11 protein-coding genes are annotated in these 16,555 nt (G+C 36.0%); 8 read left to right on the top strand and 3 right to left on the bottom strand.

What is annotated here, in order from left to right; all coding sequences use genetic code 11:
• Nucleotides 1-16 precede the first annotated feature (16 nt).
• From H603_RS17540 to acs, 5 genes are read left to right on the top strand one after another with little or no spacing between them, the layout of a single operon-like run.
• The gene (locus H603_RS17540; protein WP_026708253.1) at nt 17-211 is read left to right on the top strand and encodes a hypothetical protein; all 195 of its coding nucleotides are present in this window, start codon (nt 17-19) and stop codon (nt 209-211) included.
• Entirely contained in the window at nt 204-2,912 is a 2,709-nt protein-coding gene (locus tag H603_RS0108860; protein ID WP_026708252.1) for an ATP-binding protein, read from the top strand. Before H603_RS17540 ends, H603_RS0108860 begins: the two co-directional genes overlap by 8 nt.
• On the top strand, nt 2,909-3,271 hold the full coding sequence (locus tag H603_RS0108855; RefSeq protein WP_026708251.1) for a response regulator transcription factor: 363 nt from the start codon (nt 2,909-2,911) through the stop codon (nt 3,269-3,271). The genes H603_RS0108860 and H603_RS0108855 overlap by 4 nt, the downstream gene beginning before the upstream one ends.
• A gap of 14 nt (nt 3,272-3,285) precedes the next feature.
• Entirely contained in the window at nt 3,286-5,187 is a 1,902-nt protein-coding gene (locus tag H603_RS0108850; RefSeq protein ID WP_026708250.1) for an acetate--CoA ligase, read from the top strand.
• A gap of 11 nt (nt 5,188-5,198) precedes the next feature.
• Complete coding sequence (gene acs / locus H603_RS0108845; RefSeq protein ID WP_026708249.1) at nt 5,199-7,106, top strand: acetate--CoA ligase; 1,908 nt, start codon at nt 5,199-5,201, stop codon at nt 7,104-7,106.
• Nucleotides 7,107-7,208: 102 nt separating this feature from the next.
• On the opposite strand, the gene H603_RS0108840 is transcribed toward acs, so the two are convergent.
• The 3 genes from H603_RS0108840 to H603_RS0108830 are packed head-to-tail and all read right to left on the bottom strand — an operon-like array spanning nt 7,209 to nt 12,956.
• Nucleotides 7,209-8,318: a SusE domain-containing protein gene (locus tag H603_RS0108840; protein ID WP_026708248.1), complete on the bottom strand. Its 1,110-nt coding sequence runs from the start codon at nt 8,316-8,318 to the stop codon at nt 7,209-7,211.
• A gap of 21 nt (nt 8,319-8,339) precedes the next feature.
• Nucleotides 8,340-9,944, bottom strand: a complete 1,605-nt coding sequence (locus tag H603_RS0108835; protein ID WP_026708247.1) for a RagB/SusD family nutrient uptake outer membrane protein — start codon at nt 9,942-9,944, stop codon at nt 8,340-8,342.
• 36 nt (nt 9,945-9,980) lie between these two features.
• Nucleotides 9,981-12,956, bottom strand: coding sequence for a SusC/RagA family TonB-linked outer membrane protein (locus H603_RS0108830; RefSeq protein WP_026708246.1), 2,976 nt, complete (start codon nt 12,954-12,956; stop codon nt 9,981-9,983).
• A gap of 226 nt (nt 12,957-13,182) precedes the next feature.
• On the opposite strand from H603_RS0108830, the gene H603_RS0108825 reads away from it, so the two are divergent.
• The 3 genes from H603_RS0108825 (at nt 13,183) to pgmB (ending at nt 16,495) form a co-directional block, all read left to right on the top strand.
• Complete coding sequence (locus tag H603_RS0108825; protein WP_026708245.1) at nt 13,183-14,214, top strand: LacI family DNA-binding transcriptional regulator; 1,032 nt, start codon at nt 13,183-13,185, stop codon at nt 14,212-14,214.
• A gap of 191 nt (nt 14,215-14,405) precedes the next feature.
• Complete coding sequence (locus H603_RS0108820; RefSeq protein WP_026708244.1) at nt 14,406-15,758, top strand: MFS transporter; 1,353 nt, start codon at nt 14,406-14,408, stop codon at nt 15,756-15,758.
• Between the two features lie 80 nt (nt 15,759-15,838).
• Nucleotides 15,839-16,495 (top strand): beta-phosphoglucomutase, encoded by a 657-nt coding sequence (gene pgmB / locus H603_RS0108815; RefSeq protein WP_026708243.1) that lies wholly within the window; start codon nt 15,839-15,841, stop codon nt 16,493-16,495.
• The last annotated feature ends 60 nt before the right edge of the window (nt 16,496-16,555 follow it).

Raw genomic sequence — 16,555 nt, 5'->3', positions numbered from 1 at the left:
ATTGTATTATTTATTTATGAAAAAACGCCACGAACAAAAATTGATTATTCTTTCAATATTAATGTTATTAGTATTGAACATTCCTTTATTGCTTTTATTTGATAGCGCGTCAGCAATAGGTGGCTTTCCTATTATTTACTTGCATATTTTTTCGGCATGGTTGTTTTCTGTTGGCATTTCGTACCTCATCATAAAAAGATATTATGAGTAGTATTGGACTCCTTATCGTACTCGCATTCTATGTATCTATCTTGTTTTACATAGCACACTGGGCAGAGAAAAAAAGCCATTCAAAATGGACAAATAATGCGTACATCTACTCCTTTTCGTTAGCAGTTTATTGTTCTGCCTGGACGTATTATGGCAGTATTGGTGTAGCAGCAACCTCTGGACTCAGCTACCTTACGATTTACATAGGTCCCATAATAATTATTCCAACGTGGATGATTATTTTAAAAAAAATTATTCGCATTTCAAGGGTTAATAAAATTACAAGCATTGCCGATTTTATTTCGCTTCGCTACGGCAATAGTCGATTTCTAGGCGCATTAGTCACCTTAGTCTGCATTTTTGGAATCTTACCCTACATCGCTTTACAATTAAAATCTATCTCAGACACTTTTAATATAGTCACTAGAACACAATCGAGTACGAATATTTTCAGTGATACTACTACATATGTGTGTCTAGCATTGGCTTTATTTGCTTCTTATTATGGTACAAAATATGTTGATGCTTCAGAGAAAAGACGAGGTATTGTAACCGCGGTAGCTATCGAATCTATATTAAAACTTGTATTTTTTATAATCATAGGATCTTATGTTACCTTCTTTGTCTTTGATGACTTTGATGACATTTATGAAAAAGCAGCCTTACTAGAAAATTTTGCACAAAAAAACACAATAGGCGGTCTCTCCGAAGGATTGAACTGGTTTTTTCTATGCGTATTGTCCATGTTTGCCATTTTCCTTTTACCACGACAATTTCACACTTCGATTGTAGAAAATAATAAAGAGAAACACATACAAACAGCCATTTGGCTTTTCCCTTTATACTTATTACTTTTTAATGTTTTTGTATACCCAATAGCCTGGGGAGGTAACATATTATTTGAAGGCCAACATTTAAATGCCGATACCTATTCCCTATTAATACCACAGTATTTTGACAATAAGTTTCTCACTGTGATGGTGTTTTTGGGTGGTTTTTCTGCCGCTATTTCGATGATTATTGTTTCTTCCATTTCACTTGCTACTATGTTAAGTAACAACTTATTAATTCCGTATGGCTTTGTGGGATCGCTTCAGGATATTTCCGAAGAAAAAAATAGCAAACGTATTGTTCTTTCGAGAAAAATAGGCATCTTTCTTTTGATACTATTTGCATATGCTATCTACCGCGGCTTTGTTTTAGACTATTCCTTAGTATCCATTGGTTTAGTTTCATTTGTGGTTATTGCTCAATTGGCACCAGCCTTTTTTGGCGCTATATTGTGGCGAAGAGGTTCAAAGAAAGGTGCTGTAACTGGAATTATTTTAGGCTTTCTAGTTTGCTTGTACACTATTTTGATTCCTTATGCCATAGGAGTTACTAAATCTTCTAGTACTTTTATTCAAGAGGGACCTTGGGGATTTACTATGCTCAAACCCTTTGAGATCTTTGGACTTAACTACCTCGATCCTATTCCGCATGCTTTTTTCTGGAGTATGTTACTTAATGTGATGAGTTATCTTGCGGTTTCGGTTAGTTTTAAGGGCAATTATAGAGAACGCAATTATGCAGAAATGTTTGTAGATATTGATAAATACATCACTAATCATGAAAATGCTTTTGTTTGGAAAGGTATCGCCTACGTTTCAGATATTCAAAAAGTATTGAAAAGGTTCTTGGGAGAAGCACGCACAGCTAGAGCATTAGCAATTTTTAATTTAAAGTACAATGTTGATAAAAACAACAATACGGCTGATGCCAAATTTATCAAGTTTGCCGAAAATTTACTTACAGGTCACATTGGTACGGCTTCCGCCAAAATTTTAATCGCTAGTGTAATTAAGGAAGATAAAATTAGCTTGCCTGAAGTTCTAAGAATTTTAGAAGAATCAAAGGAAAATCTTATTATCAATAAGAAACTGACTGACACGTCAAGAGAACTGCAAACTATTTCGGAGCAATTAAAAGACGCTAACATAAAATTAGTAAACAAGGATATTCAAAAAGATGAATTTCTAGATACCGTTACGCACGAATTGAGAACGCCTATTACAGCAATTAGAGCTGCAAGTGAAATTTTACATGATGATGACGACATTCCGCTAGAAGTGCGAAAGCAATTTCTAAAAAGCATTATCACTGAGTCTGATAGATTGAACCGACTTATTGATAAAATTCTAGACTTGGAAAAATTCGAAACAGGAAAACAAAAATTATACCTTTCTAAAAACAACATTCTAAAAACAATTTCAAATACATTAACGCCATTACAGCAGCTTATAAAAAACAAAAATATCACTGTTGTTTTTGATCCTGATAGCGACGAAATAAAAGCTTTTTATGACGAAGAAAGAATTATTCAAGTGATTCAAAATCTAATTTCTAATGCCATTAAATTCTGCTCTTCGTCGTCTGGGAAAATCGCCATTACAGTCACTGAAGAACAGCAGAATGTAGTAGTTAAAATTTATAACAATGGGAACGAAATTAAAGCCGAAGACAGGGAAAGCATCTTTGATAAATTCTATCAATCACGCGATCAAAATGTAAAAAAACCTATTGGTAGCGGACTCGGTCTTGCGATTTGCAAACAAATTATTGAACTGCATAAAGGCAAAATCTGGACAGAAAAAACCAGTGCTGGCGCAACCTTTATATTCACATTACCCAATTACAACACAAAAGAAAACAGCCCTTTATGAAAAAAATTTTAATTGTAGACGACGAACCTAACATTGTCATGTCACTCGAATATACTTTTAAAAAAAATAATTTCGAGGTTTTCATTGCTCGTGACGGTTTAGAAGCTTTAGAAATCCTAAAAACACAGCAACCTGATATTATCATTTTAGATGTAATGATGCCCATGGTTGATGGCTACGCCACAATAGAACAAATTAAAAACAATCCAAAACTTACTCATTGTAAAGTCGTCTTTCTTTCGGCAAAAAACAAACAGCAAGACATTGACAAAGGCCTCGAATTAGGCGCTAATTTGTATGTAGTAAAACCATTTTCGATAAAAAAATTAGTAGAACAAGTAAATGATTTAATCCAATAAAAAATAATTGCCTTATGAATTACAACGATTTTCACAACGAGAGCATTCATGAGCCAGAGCAATTTTGGGCAAAACAAGCCGAACAAATTGCTTGGTATAAAAAGCCAGGAATTATTTTATCAAAAGATGAAGATGATTACCCTTTATGGTTTGAAGACGGAGAACTCAACCTTTGTTACCTTAGTGTAGACAAACATGTTGAAGATGGATATGGTGATCAAGTTGCGTTGATTTATGATTCGCCAGTCACACAAACAGTTAAAAAATACACTTATAGCGAGATAAAAACAGAGGTCGCAAAGCTTGCTAGTGGCATGCTCGCTCTAGGTTTAAAAAAGGGAGACACAGCTATTATTTACATGCCTATGATTCCGCAAACGGCTTTTGCTATGTTAGCATGTGCTAGAATTGGTGTGATTCATTCCGTGGTTTTTGGCGGATTTGCTCCTCACGAATTAGCAGTTAGAATCGATGACTGCAAACCTCGATTGATTATTACCGCCTCATCTGGAATTGAATTTGACCGCTTGATTGCTTACAAACCTCTTGTAGATGAAGCTATCGAACTCGCCACGCACAGCCCTAAAAAAGTGATTGTTTTTAATCGAAAGTTAGGCGCTCGAGTTCCTTTTAAGAAATACGATGTTGACTATGACAATTTAGTTTATGGTTCAGAAGAAATCCCTTGCGTTCCATTAAAATCAAATCACCCTTCTTACATATTATACACCTCAGGCACAACCGGCAAACCTAAAGGAATTGTGAGAGATACTGCAGGCTATGCAGTGGCGCTTTTATTTTCTATGAAATATATCTATAATGTAAAACCAGAGGAAACTTTTTGGGCAGCATCAGATATGGGCTGGGCTGTTGGGCACAGTTACATTTTGTACGGACCAATGCTCAACAGAACGACTACAATCATCTTTGAAGGAAAACCCATAAAAACTCCAGATGCAAGCACTTACTGGCGCGTAATTGCAGATCACAAAGTCAACACCATGTTTACTGCTCCTACTGCCATTAGAGCCATAAAAAAAGAAGATCCTGATGGCAAATTCATCAAAAATTATGACCTCAGCAATTTAAAAAAGCAATTTCTTGCGGGGGAACGATGCGATAGTGCGACGATAGAATGGTATCAAAAACACATACCCATTCCAGTCATTGACCACTGGTGGCAAACAGAATCAGGTTGGCCCATGGTTTCTAATTCACTAGGCTTAGAAAAAATGAAAGTAAAAAGTGGCTCTGCTACTAAAGCTGTTTGCGGATATGACTTAAAAATTTTCAATGAAAACGGTGAAGAATTAGGTCCCAATGAAGAAGGCTTTGTGGTTATAAAATTGCCGCTCCCTCCTGGAAATATGCTTGGAATTTGGAAAAATAAAGAACGTTTTAAAAACAGTTATTTTACTAAATTTGAAGGCTATTATCTCTCTGGTGATGGAGGATACAAAGATGATGATGATTATATATTTATCACAGGAAGAGTTGATGATGTGATAAACGTTGCTGGGCACCGTTTTTCGACCGCAGATATGGAAGAAGTTGTATCTTCACATGAAGAAATTGCAGAGTGTGCAGTCATTGGTATTCACGACGAATTAAAAGGTCAAGTACCTTTTGCATTAGTAGTAACCAAATCAAATACCGAAATGAGTCATTTTCAACTGCAACAAGAAATAGAAAACTTAGTGCGACACCAGATTGGCGCTGTTGCATCCTTAAAAAGTTGCGTTGTTGTTAAAAGGTTACCAAAAACAAGATCGGGCAAAACTTTAAGGCGATTATTGCGTAGCTTAGCTGATGGAGAAGCGTACCAAATCCCTTCTACCATTGACGATGAAAGTATTATTGAAGAAATTGAACAAGTATTAAAGGAATATAAAATTGGTTTTTACAAAACCACATAAAAGGAAATAAAATGAGTCGCTATAAAATAAATAACCTCGAAGAATATTTTAAAGAATATAAAAAATCAGTGCGCGAACCTAAAAAGTTCTGGGACAAAATCGCATCAGAAAATTTTACTTGGTACCAGCAATGGGACAAGGTAGTCGACTTTAATTTGGCTGAAGCCGAAGTAAAATGGTTTACCGAAGCAAAGGTGAATATTACAAAAAATTGTATCGACAGGCACCTAGCTAAAAAAGGGGATAAAACCGCCATAATTTTCGAACCAAACGATCCTGCAGAAGAAGCACAACACATTAGCTACAATGATTTACACTTACGTGTGAGCAAGATGGCAAATGTATTAAAAGAACAAGGTGTCAATAAAGGAGATCGCGTGTGCATTTACTTGCCTATGATTCCTGAACTAGCAGTAGCAACATTAGCCTGTGCAAGAATTGGAGCCATTCACTCTGTAGTTTTTGCAGGGTTTTCAGCTTCTGCAGTAGCAACTAGAATTAAAGATAGCGAATGTAAAATAGTCATTACCTCTGATGGTGGTTACCGCGGAAACAAAACGATTGATCTTAAAGAAATTATCGACGAAGCTTTGACAGAATGCGATTGTATCAAAACGGTATTGGTGGTTAAGCGAACAAACAATGCGGTGACGATGAAAGAAGGTCGTGACCAGTGGTTGCAGCCTCTACTAGACGTAGCTTTAGAAAATAATGTAGCTGAGATAATGGATGCTGAAGATCCTTTATTTATCCTCTACACATCTGGATCTACTGGAAAACCAAAGGGAATGGTACATACCACTGCTGGTTATATGGTTTACACCGCTTATACTTTTAAAAACGTTTTTAACTACGAAGAAAATGACGTGTACTGGTGTACTGCAGATATTGGTTGGATTACTGGTCACTCCTACATTTTATACGGTCCTTTATTAAACGGAGCGACCACAGTAATATTTGAAGGAGTTCCTTCGTATCCAGATTACAGCCGTTTTTGGGAAATTATCGAAAAACACCATATTACACAGTTCTATACTGCTCCTACAGCCATTAGAGCGCTTGCAAAAGAGAGTTTAGATTACGTTCAAAAATTCCCATTGAAATCGTTGAAAGTAATTGGATCTGTGGGTGAACCTATTAATGAAGAAGCTTGGCACTGGTACAATGACCACGTAGGAGATAAAAGATGCCCGGTAGTAGATACTTGGTGGCAAACAGAAACTGGAGGAATTATGATTTCGCCTATTCCTTTTGTAACTCCAACAAAACCAACATATGCCACATTACCTTTACCAGGAATTCAACCCGTTTTGATGGATGAAAAGCGAAATGAAATTGAAGAAAATCAAGTGGTGGGAAGTTTGTGCATTAAATTTCCATGGCCTGGAATTGCACGCACTATTTGGGGAGATCACCAGCGTTATAAAGACACTTACTTCTCTGCCTTTCCAGGAAAATACTTTACGGGTGATGGAGCATTACGTGATGAGGTAGGTTATTATCGAATAACAGGTCGTGTGGATGACGTAGTGATTGTCTCAGGACACAATTTAGGAACTGCTCCTATCGAAGATGCTATAAATGAACATCCGGCTGTTGCTGAAAGTGCAATTGTAGGTTTCCCTCACGATGTAAAAGGAAATGCTTTATATGGTTTTGTAATTTTAAAAGAAACTGGTGAACAAAGAGATCGTAACAACTTAATCAAAGAAATTAACCAACAAATTTCTAACCAGATAGGACCTATAGCCAAGTTAGACAAAATACAGTTTGTGTCTGGATTACCTAAAACGCGTTCTGGAAAAATTATGCGTAGAATCTTGCGTAAAATAGCCGAAGGAGAATTTGATAATTTTGGTGATATTACCACCTTACTAAATCCTGAGATTGTGGAAGAAATCAAACAAGGGAAATTATAATTTGCATATTCGAAAAAGAAACAAAAAAAGCTACTTCATCATTGAAGTAGCTTTTTTTATAACCTTGTAATTGTTAAAAAATTGTAGGTTTAAGAATACCCTTTATCCTTGATTAGGAATCATTAAGTAACTACCATCTAAATCATTGAAGTAAACGACATATTTAGATTTTGCTACCGGAATATTTGCACTTCCTGCAGCGTTTGAACTCACACCTGAGAATGCAGTTGTTGCACCCCATGCTACATCCCAACTATCATTGGCTCTAAATTTTAACTCCCCTTCATTAAGACTAGTAATTGCTAGAGACCAAATGTGTTTGTCAAAAGTTGATTGTACCATTGCAGTAGAAGCATCCCATCCTTTTGGAGTGCTGCTTCCTATAATCCCAATAGTATTGTAAGCAGGAGCTGCAGTTGCATTATAAGCCACTAGACTATATTTCAACGTTTCGATATTCATTGAAAAAGTATAGTACCCACTAGTAGCAATTACAAAACTAACAGGATCTGCATCTGCATCAGTACCACGAAATGCTAGCGCTCCTTTTTCTCCACCGTACATAGGTATCCAACTTCCCAAATCTTTAATCGTTTTAAACGCACCTGCTGTAAAGTATCCTGTGAATTTATATTCTTTAGGATCAGTAGCACTTCTAAAAAGGATTTGGTTTCCTTTGTTGTTGTCCCAACCAGAAACTGTAGCATTACCTACTAAATACCATTCTTCAAAATCGTAAGCAACCTTACCTGAGTATGGCGTTACCGTAATTGTAGCCACTTTTGTCGATTGTAACAACGCGCCTGTGGCAACTTTTGATCTAATCATAATATCAAATGAAGTAGTCTCATCTGGCTTTCCCCCTAGATCAATTGCTGATTGATTTAATTGTTTTACTGATATTGAAGTAGTCAATGCATTTTTTGTAGTTGCTAATGTAATTGGTGCTGAAAAATCACCTCCTTGTTTATCCATTAAAACGGTGTAATCTACCGGGACTACTGCACTATATTCAGCTGCTGACCATGAAAACATAGTAGCCTCCTTTGTAGCATCTTCCTCTAGTAAAACAAATGCATCACCAGTTTTAGGCGTTAGCACTTCTGGAATAGCTGTACCACTTAAAATAGGGCGGCTATCAACATCATCTGCATTACAAGCCACCGTTAATACACTGACAAATGCGATTAGAAATTTACTTATCTTTTTCATCTTATTATTTTTTATCAGTGGTTAGTACCCTGGATTTTGTTTCAATGTTGGATTTGCTTGAATGTTACGAGCCGGAATAGGCATTAAATCACGATATGATTCAGTAGCTGTTCCATTGATGCTTCCACCTTTCCATTGCCAGATTTTTGAGCTTCCTGTGAATTTTCCAAAACGGATAAGATCTGTTCTACGGTGACATTCCCAGTGAAGTTCTCTACCTCTCTCATCCAGCAGAAAGTCTAAAGTTAAGTTGCTCGCTGTAATTGCTGATGCATTTGCTCTAGCTCTAATTTTATTCACATAAGTCAAAGCTGTCGCCATGTTTCCAGAAGCGGCTCCTCTTACAGTAGCTTCGGCATACATTAAGTACACATCACTCAGTCTAAACATTGGGAAATCAATATCTGGAATATCGTTTCTTTGTGCCGCTGTTCCATCTGAGTTCTTATTAATGTATTTAGTTACTGCATAACCATCTGTAAAAGTCCCTACATTATTAATATCTAGTGACTGCCCATCAGTATAGAAAGAGCCTCTCTTGTCGGCAATTCCGTTAGCGTCAGGAAAAAGATTAACAAACTCTCTACGAGTTCGTATCCCCTGCCATCCACCGTCCATACCGCGGCTGGCAGCATCCATACTACCACCTATTGATGCGTGCATAATAAAACTCATTCCTCCACCAGTTGCTCTAATCGCATTTCCATCTCCTACGATAGGAAAGATTACTTCGTTTTGAGCACCATTTCTATCATTATCTGCTGAGAAAATATTTTTGTAAATAGGAGCAAATGTATATCCTGAGCTTGTGATAATCTCATTACTTATTGTTGCTGCTTCATTATACTTGTTTTCACCTATGTAAACCTGAGCGTTTAAGTATACTTGAGCTAATAAAAACTTAGCTGCTGTTTTATCAATTCGCCCATATTCATTTGATCTAGATGCAGCCAAACTACCATCTATATCTTTCAATTCCGATTCTACAAAAGCAAAAACCTCTGCTCTTGTTTTTTGTTCAGGGTAGAAAAAACCAACAGGATCATTTTCTGTAGTAATAGGCACATTACCAAATAAATCCATTAAGTTGTAATATGAAAAGGCTCTCAAGAAACGTGCCTCAGCTCTAAAAGTAGCTATTTCAGCCTTTAAGCTTTCATCGACACCTCTAGCAGTTAATTTCTCCTCAGTAGTTTGTCTTAAAAATTCATTAGCAACACTAATGTGATAAAATGCTCGAGAAAAAGTTCCTTCTAAGAATTCGTTAGCTGGCGACCAAGTTTGAGCATTTAAAGTTGGCAAAGTACCATCTGCCCAAGCAATGATTGCTTCATCGGTAGAAAATTCTTGGGTCACAAAAAGCAAACGCAAGTAGCTACTAAAGTCTCCTCCAATACCAGCGATATCTGCTTTAGAATCTCCATCATTACCTCCCACATACAAACCCGCATATAGTTTTGCTAGCACTTGCTTATAAGAAGCAGGATCTTGAAAGAAAGCTTCCGATAAGAATTCGTCATCATCTCCTGGCGTTACATTCAAATCATTTGTACACGATGAAAGCGTCATACTCACTCCCATTATCAACAGGAGGAAATAAGATATATATTTAAATGATATTTTCATTTCGTTTATTTTTAAAATTAATTTATCAGTATACTACTAGAAATTAGCATTTACACCTACCAAGAAAACTCTCGCTCTTGGATACACGTTATTGTCAATTCCGTTAAATTTTTCTGGATCTAAACCGTTGTATTTTGTCAGTGTAAACACGTTTTGAACACCAGCTGTAAATCGCAAAGTTGCTGCTTTTAATAAAGACTTATTAAGGGTGTAACCAACTGTTACATTGTCTAATTTCACAAAAGAAGCGTCTTTTACAAAATAATCAGACAGGTAACGTTGTGTTCCATTATCTTCAAATTTGAAACCTGTATTGTAATAATCACTGCTAATGTTTGATAAGTCAGTTTGTCTTCTTAATCCCGCATCAGAATATCCTAAATTAGAACTCACGTTATCAAAAATATAATTTCCTAAACTCGCTCTCCAATTCATTGTAAAGTCAAAATTCTTATAATTTACTGTAGAGAAAAATCCAAAAGTGTAATCTGGAGCTGGTTTTTTATGACGGTATCTGTCTGCCGTATCAATTTTACCATCGTTATTTCTATCTACGTAAGCTCCTTGAATTGGTCTATTGTCAGCGTCATATAACTGTTCGTACACTAAGAATGAATTTGGCGTAAAGCCTACACTATTAATTTGGATCTTATTTCCGTTACCTCCAGAGATATTATCTCCAGTTAAATATCCTTGAAAACCCGGAACTGTAATTCCTAATTCTTCGATTTTTTGATCAATGTAAGTCGTATTAAAAGCCAAATTCCAAGTCAAGTTGTCGTTTTTAACGATATCTGAAGCGATACTAAATTCAAGACCTTTTGTTCGTACACTTCCTATATTAAAGAAACCTTGATTTCGTAGATTGGCTCCATCAGGAACGGCAATATCTGCTAATAGGTCTGTAGATTTTTTATCAAAATAGTTGATTGACCCTGTAATTCTATCATTTAAGAAACCGTAATCAATACCTACGTTCATCTCAGCAAGCTCCTCCCATTTGATATTTTCATTATATCCTTCTGGTCTCGCAGTTGAATATATTGTATTACCAAAAATATATTGAGAGTTAATGTTCCCAATAGTCACTCTTCGTAAATAATCGTACTGAGCCGAAATGTCTTGCTGACCTGTCGTACCGTAACCCACTCTTAATTTTAAGTTCGAAAGTGTTTCATTATCTTTCAAGAATGCCTCGTCAGACAAGTTCCATGCAAATGCAGCTCCCGCAAAATTCCCCCATCTGTTCTCTTCAGAAAAACGTGATGTACCATCTCTACGATAATTAACAGTCAATAAATAACGGCTGTCATATCCTATATTCAAACGTCCAAAATATGATTGTAAGTTAATATCTGGATCTGTCGTTACATCTTCATTAGGATTAGGTTGTCTTGTTTCACCTGATTCATATTTTTCCTTTTGGAATAACTGGTAGTTGTACCCTGCCGTTGCATCAAGTTTAATTTTCCCTAAATCTTTGGTATAATTAAAATACGCATTTAAGTTTTTATTTTGAACTGCATCTGTGTAAGTCGAATAGTTTCCTAAGTTCACATACTCAGGATCAGAGAACGCCTTTGGTTGAAAACCTAAAGCACTTTCTGTACTTACTGTAGTAGAACCACTGCTATCAAAACGGTCAATTCCTGCTTCAACAACTGCTCTTAAATCTTCAAAGAAATGCAATTTATAATCTAATCTTACATTACCCCATTTTCTAGTCGAAGTCGCTCTTCTCTCATCTTGATTCAATCTAGCCACTGGATTTCTAGCTGGCAATAATGGTAAGTTACCATTTGGCTCTAGCCACTCAAAGTATCCTCCGTAGCGAGAAGTTGCATCATATACAGATTGCGTAGGGTCAAAACCTATAGCACTTCCTATCACACCACCTTCATCTTGAAATCTGTTTTTACCAAAAGATAAGTTTCCAGAGATATCAATTTTTAAATGATTATCAAATAAAACTGGGTTTAAAGACAATGAAGTCGTTGTTCTTTCGAATGATGTGTTTTTAAGAATACCCGGATTAGAAACATTACCAACAGATAATCTCACAGGCAATTTGTTAAACAAAGCACCGCTTACAGAGATATTGTTGTTTGTAGTTAAAGCCGTTTGAAAAATCTCATCTTGCCAGTTCGTGTTTGCTGTACCTAACAATCCTTTTTGAGCATCTGATCCTATTTCGTTTACAAGAGCACGAAATTGATCCGCATTTAAAACATCTACTTTGTCAGCAACGGTATTGATTCCCACTTGCGAACTAAAATTCACTTTCACAGCGCCTTTACTTCCTTTTTTAGTAGTAATTACAATAACTCCATTTGCTGCTCTAGATCCGTAGATTGCTGCTGCAGAAGCATCTTTTAGAACGGTAAATGACTCAATATCATTTGGGTCAATCGTTGACAAAATACTTGTAGAACCAGATGGCACTGTATTACTTAATGGCAAACCATCTAATACAATTAAAGGTTCGTTTGAAGCATTTAAAGATGATCCTCCACGAATACGAATATCTGCCTTAGCTCCTGGAGATCCACCGCCTGTTACATTTACACCAGAAATTCTTCCGCTAATTAAGCTTTCAGGAGTTACATTTTGTCCTTTATTGAATTCCTTAGATGAAATCTGCGATACAGATCCTGTTGCATCTTTCTTCTTCACTGTTCCATACCCTACTTGTACCACAACTTCTTGCAATACATTTTGGTCTTCTTGTAAAGATACCGTCAAGGTTTTTTGATTCGTATACGTGATTTCCGAATTAGCGTATCCTATAAATGAGAAAACTACTTTGTTTCCACTTTTCAAATTTGTTAGTTGGAATTTTCCATCAAAATCAGTTGAAACTCCATTTATGGCGCCTTGAATATTTACATTTACTCCGGGAATAGGTTGTCCTGATGCTTTATCAACAACAACTCCATTTAAAGTATTCTGTGCTAGAATACTTACTGGTAGTAATAGTAATAAAAATAACAACTTTTTATAAATTGTTTTCATACTTTTTGTTTAAATTGATTAGTTTTATTTGAACTTTACTCTTACTTCGAATGTTAAAATTATGTAAATTTTGACACTCTCGACAAAGCGCATCTCAGATAGGTTTACGAAAACGTAATAGTGTTGAAAACTTTCTGAATAATCCAATTTTTTAAAGGTAAAATTGTCATTAATAAAAACAAAACATACCTTTATTACGAAAATAACTATTATCAGTTTTATTATTATGAAAAGAAAAGTAACGCTTAAACAAATTGCAAAGGAACTAGATGTTTCTATTTCAACCGTTTCAAAATCGCTTAGAAACAGTTTAGAAATTGGAGAGGAAACGCGACTAAAAGTGCAAGCGTTTGCCAAATTCTATAATTATAAACCCAATAATATTGCCTTAAGTTTAAAAAACCGAAAAACGAAGACAATCGGGATTATCATTCCAGAGATTGTACACTACTTTTTCTCTACAGTTATTAATGGTATCGAACAAGTAGCAAATGAAAATGGATACAGCGTAATCATTTGTTTGTCTGACGATTCATTCGATAAGGAAGTTCGAAATATGGAAATGCTTGCTAATGGTAGTATTGATGGTTTTATCATGTCTCTTTCTAAGGAGACACAGTTAAAAGGAGATTTTCATCACATCACCGAAGTGATCAATCAAGGAATGCCAGTGGTTATGTTTGATCGTGTCACTAGTGAAATTTTGTGTGACAAGGTGATTATCGACGACAAATCCGCAGCTTATGAAGCGGTGCAAAGTTTGATTGACAAAGGTCGAAAGAAAATTGCACTAGTCACAACAGTCGATTACGTTAGTGTGGGGAAACTACGCACGGATGGATATACTAAAGCATTACTTGATAACGGCTTACCTTTTAATGAAAACCTCATCATCAAGATTGAAGATGTAGACACCTGTGAAGTAATTATTGGTAAACTACTGGAGGACAAAGCGATCGATGCTGTTTTTGCTGTGAACGAACTTTTTGCTGTAACGAGTATTAAAGCGGCAAACAAAATGGGATTAAACGTTCCAGAGGATCTAGCCGTTATCGCTTTTACTGATGGAATTATCTCTAAATATTCGACTCCTACAATTACCACTGTAAGTCAAAGTGGTAAGAAAATGGGAAATAGGGCAGCAAAAATGTTAATAGAACGTTTAGAACTAGAACATAAGGATGACGAAGAGGAAGATGAAAATTACAAAACAGAGGTTATAGAAACCCATTTGGTCGAAAGAGAATCAACAAATTAATATTTTACCGCTATACTATTCATTACTACAACCTTGTAGTTGTTAATCTTTAGATTTTTTTAGATCCAAAAAACAAATGTTTGAAATAAATTTCTACATTTACCCCAATCAAAGCTTTTACTTTTACTTCGAAAAACAAGTTAAGTTTTGATAAGCATCGCGCTTATCGTATTAATATTTAAATTACGATAATGGAAAAGCGTAAATTAAGTTTTTGGGAAATCTGGAACATGAGTTTTGGTTTTCTGGGAATACAGATGGGTTTTGCCCTTCAAAATGCGAACGCTAGTAGAATTCTTCAAATTTTTGGTGCCGATGTCCACGAACTTTCTTGGTTTTGGATTATTGCTCCTTTGATGGGCTTAATTGTCCAACCCATAATAGGTCACTATAGTGATAAGACTTGGGGGAAATTTGGACGAAGAAAACCTTTCTTTCTAGTAGGTGCAGTATTAGCCTCAGTGGGACTGATATTAATGCCACAAGCCGAAATTTTTATCGCACTACTCCCTGCCTTATGGGTTGGAGCTGGTATGCTCATGATTATGGATGCTTCCTTTAATATTGCTATGGAACCTTTCCGAGCTTTAGTAGGTGACAATCTAAGAACAGATCAACGTACATTAGGATTTAGCGTTCAAACTGCCCTAATTGGTTTTGGAGCCGTAATTGGTTCGTGGCTTCCTTATGTCTTGACTAACTGGTTTGGAGTTTCTAATAGAGATGAAGATGGTGGCGTTCCTATGCACTTGATCCTTTCGTTTGTGATTGGTGCAGTAATCTTAATTAGTTCGATACTAGTAACCATTTTTACCACTAAGGAATATTCCCCTGAAGAACTAGCACAGTTTGAAGATGAGCAAGCGCATCAAGATACTGTTGTAATCGAAAAAGAATCTAGCCTTCTAGATATTTTTGAAGATTTTAGAAAAATGCCAACCACTATGAGGCAGTTAAGCTGGGTACAGTTTTTCTCATGGTTTGGACTTTTTGGGATGTGGGTTTTTACTACTCCTGCTATCGCACATCACATTTATGGTTTGCCTATCAACGATAGTAAAAGCGAAGCCTATCAAAATGCTGGTGACTGGGTTGGTGTCCTTTTTGGGATCTACAATCTTGTTTCTGCTTTTTATGCTTTTGCTTTACCATACATCGCTAAAAAAATTGGTAGAAAACTCACTCACTCTATTTCACTAAGTATTGGAGGTATCGGATTGATCTCAATGTATTTTATGCCTAACGAAGATTGGTTAATTCTTTCTATGGTTGGTGTAGGAATCGCATGGGCAAGTATATTATCCATGCCGTACGCAATATTAGCTGGATCGATATCGCCTTTAAAAATGGGAGTTTACATGGGGATTTTCAATTTCTTTATAGTGATTCCGCAAATTATCAACGCCTTAATTGGTGGTCCATTAGTCAAATATCTATACAATGATGATGCCATATTTGCACTAGTTACTAGTGGTGTAAGTTTCCTTATTGCGGCTGCACTTGTAGCTAAAGTAAAAGATGTTGATGATGTCGTAAAACGATAATTTAAATACACTACTTGACTATTTTTCAATAGGAGATAACAGCTTTCTCAATTACACATTACATTAAAATTCCAACAAACATGCGTAAAAAAGCATTTATATTCGACCTTGATGGAGTCATTGTCGATACCGCCAAATACCACTTTTTAGCGTGGCAAAAAATTGCCCAAGAATTAAATATCGAGTTCACACTAGAGCATAACGAACTTCTTAAAGGCGTTAGCCGTGTGCGTTCTTTGGATATCATTTTAGAACTAGGAAATGTCGAAGCTTCACAAGAAGATAAAAACAAGTGGCTCGTTCAAAAAAATGAAGAATATCTTACTTACTTGGTAGATATGGATCAAAGCGAACTCCTTCCTGGTGTATTAGCCGTTTTAGAATTTCTGAAACAAAACAACCAACCAATAGCTCTTGGATCTGCAAGTAAAAATGCAAGACCTATTTTAGAAAAAACAGGAATTCTACATTATTTTGACGCAATTGTTGACGGGAATGATGTTACTAACGCCAAGCCAGATCCTGAAGTATTCCTTATTGCTGCTCAGCTATTGCAAATTCCAGCTCATGATGCGATCGTATTTGAAGATTCGGTTGCTGGTGTGCAAGCTGCAAATATCGCAAAAATGACCAGCATTGGGATTGGAGACAAAAAAACACTCTTTGAAGCGCAGCACATTTTTGCCAACTTCAGCCAAATGGAAACAAGTTTCGTCGAAGACTTGATTAAAAAATAATTGATAAAAGGAAGAAAAGTAAAGCCGTCTTTAGGACAAGTTATGCTTAAACTTTAAACA

Origin of the sequence: Flavobacterium frigidarium DSM 17623 (assembly GCF_000425505.1) — a bacterium.
GTDB classification, from domain to species: Bacteria; Bacteroidota; Bacteroidia; order Flavobacteriales; family Flavobacteriaceae; genus Flavobacterium; species Flavobacterium frigidarium.
Note: the sequence above shows the minus strand (reverse complement) of the source record. Positions and strands in the feature narration are given on the sequence as shown.

Bases quoted from the DNA above. Each gene is read 5' to 3' on its own strand.
- H603_RS0108825 (WP_026708245.1), top strand. From the start codon at position 13,183: ATGAAAAGAAAAGTAACGCTTAAACAAATTGCAAAGGAACTAGATGTT.
- acs (WP_026708249.1), top strand. From the start codon at position 5,199: ATGAGTCGCTATAAAATAAATAACCTCGAAGAATATTTTAAAGAATAT.
- H603_RS0108860 (WP_026708252.1), top strand. From the start codon at position 204: ATGAGTAGTATTGGACTCCTTATCGTACTCGCATTCTATGTATCTATC.
- H603_RS0108855 (WP_026708251.1), top strand. From the start codon at position 2,909: ATGAAAAAAATTTTAATTGTAGACGACGAACCTAACATTGTCATGTCA.
- H603_RS0108830 (WP_026708246.1), bottom strand. From the start codon at position 12,956: ATGAAAACAATTTATAAAAAGTTGTTATTTTTATTACTATTACTACCA.
- H603_RS0108835 (WP_026708247.1), bottom strand. From the start codon at position 9,944: ATGAAAATATCATTTAAATATATATCTTATTTCCTCCTGTTGATAATG.
- H603_RS17540 (WP_026708253.1), top strand. From the start codon at position 17: ATGAAAAAACGCCACGAACAAAAATTGATTATTCTTTCAATATTAATG.
- H603_RS0108820 (WP_026708244.1), top strand. From the start codon at position 14,406: ATGGAAAAGCGTAAATTAAGTTTTTGGGAAATCTGGAACATGAGTTTT.
- pgmB (WP_026708243.1), top strand. From the start codon at position 15,839: ATGCGTAAAAAAGCATTTATATTCGACCTTGATGGAGTCATTGTCGAT.
- H603_RS0108850 (WP_026708250.1), top strand. From the start codon at position 3,286: ATGAATTACAACGATTTTCACAACGAGAGCATTCATGAGCCAGAGCAA.
- H603_RS0108840 (WP_026708248.1), bottom strand. From the start codon at position 8,318: ATGAAAAAGATAAGTAAATTTCTAATCGCATTTGTCAGTGTATTAACG.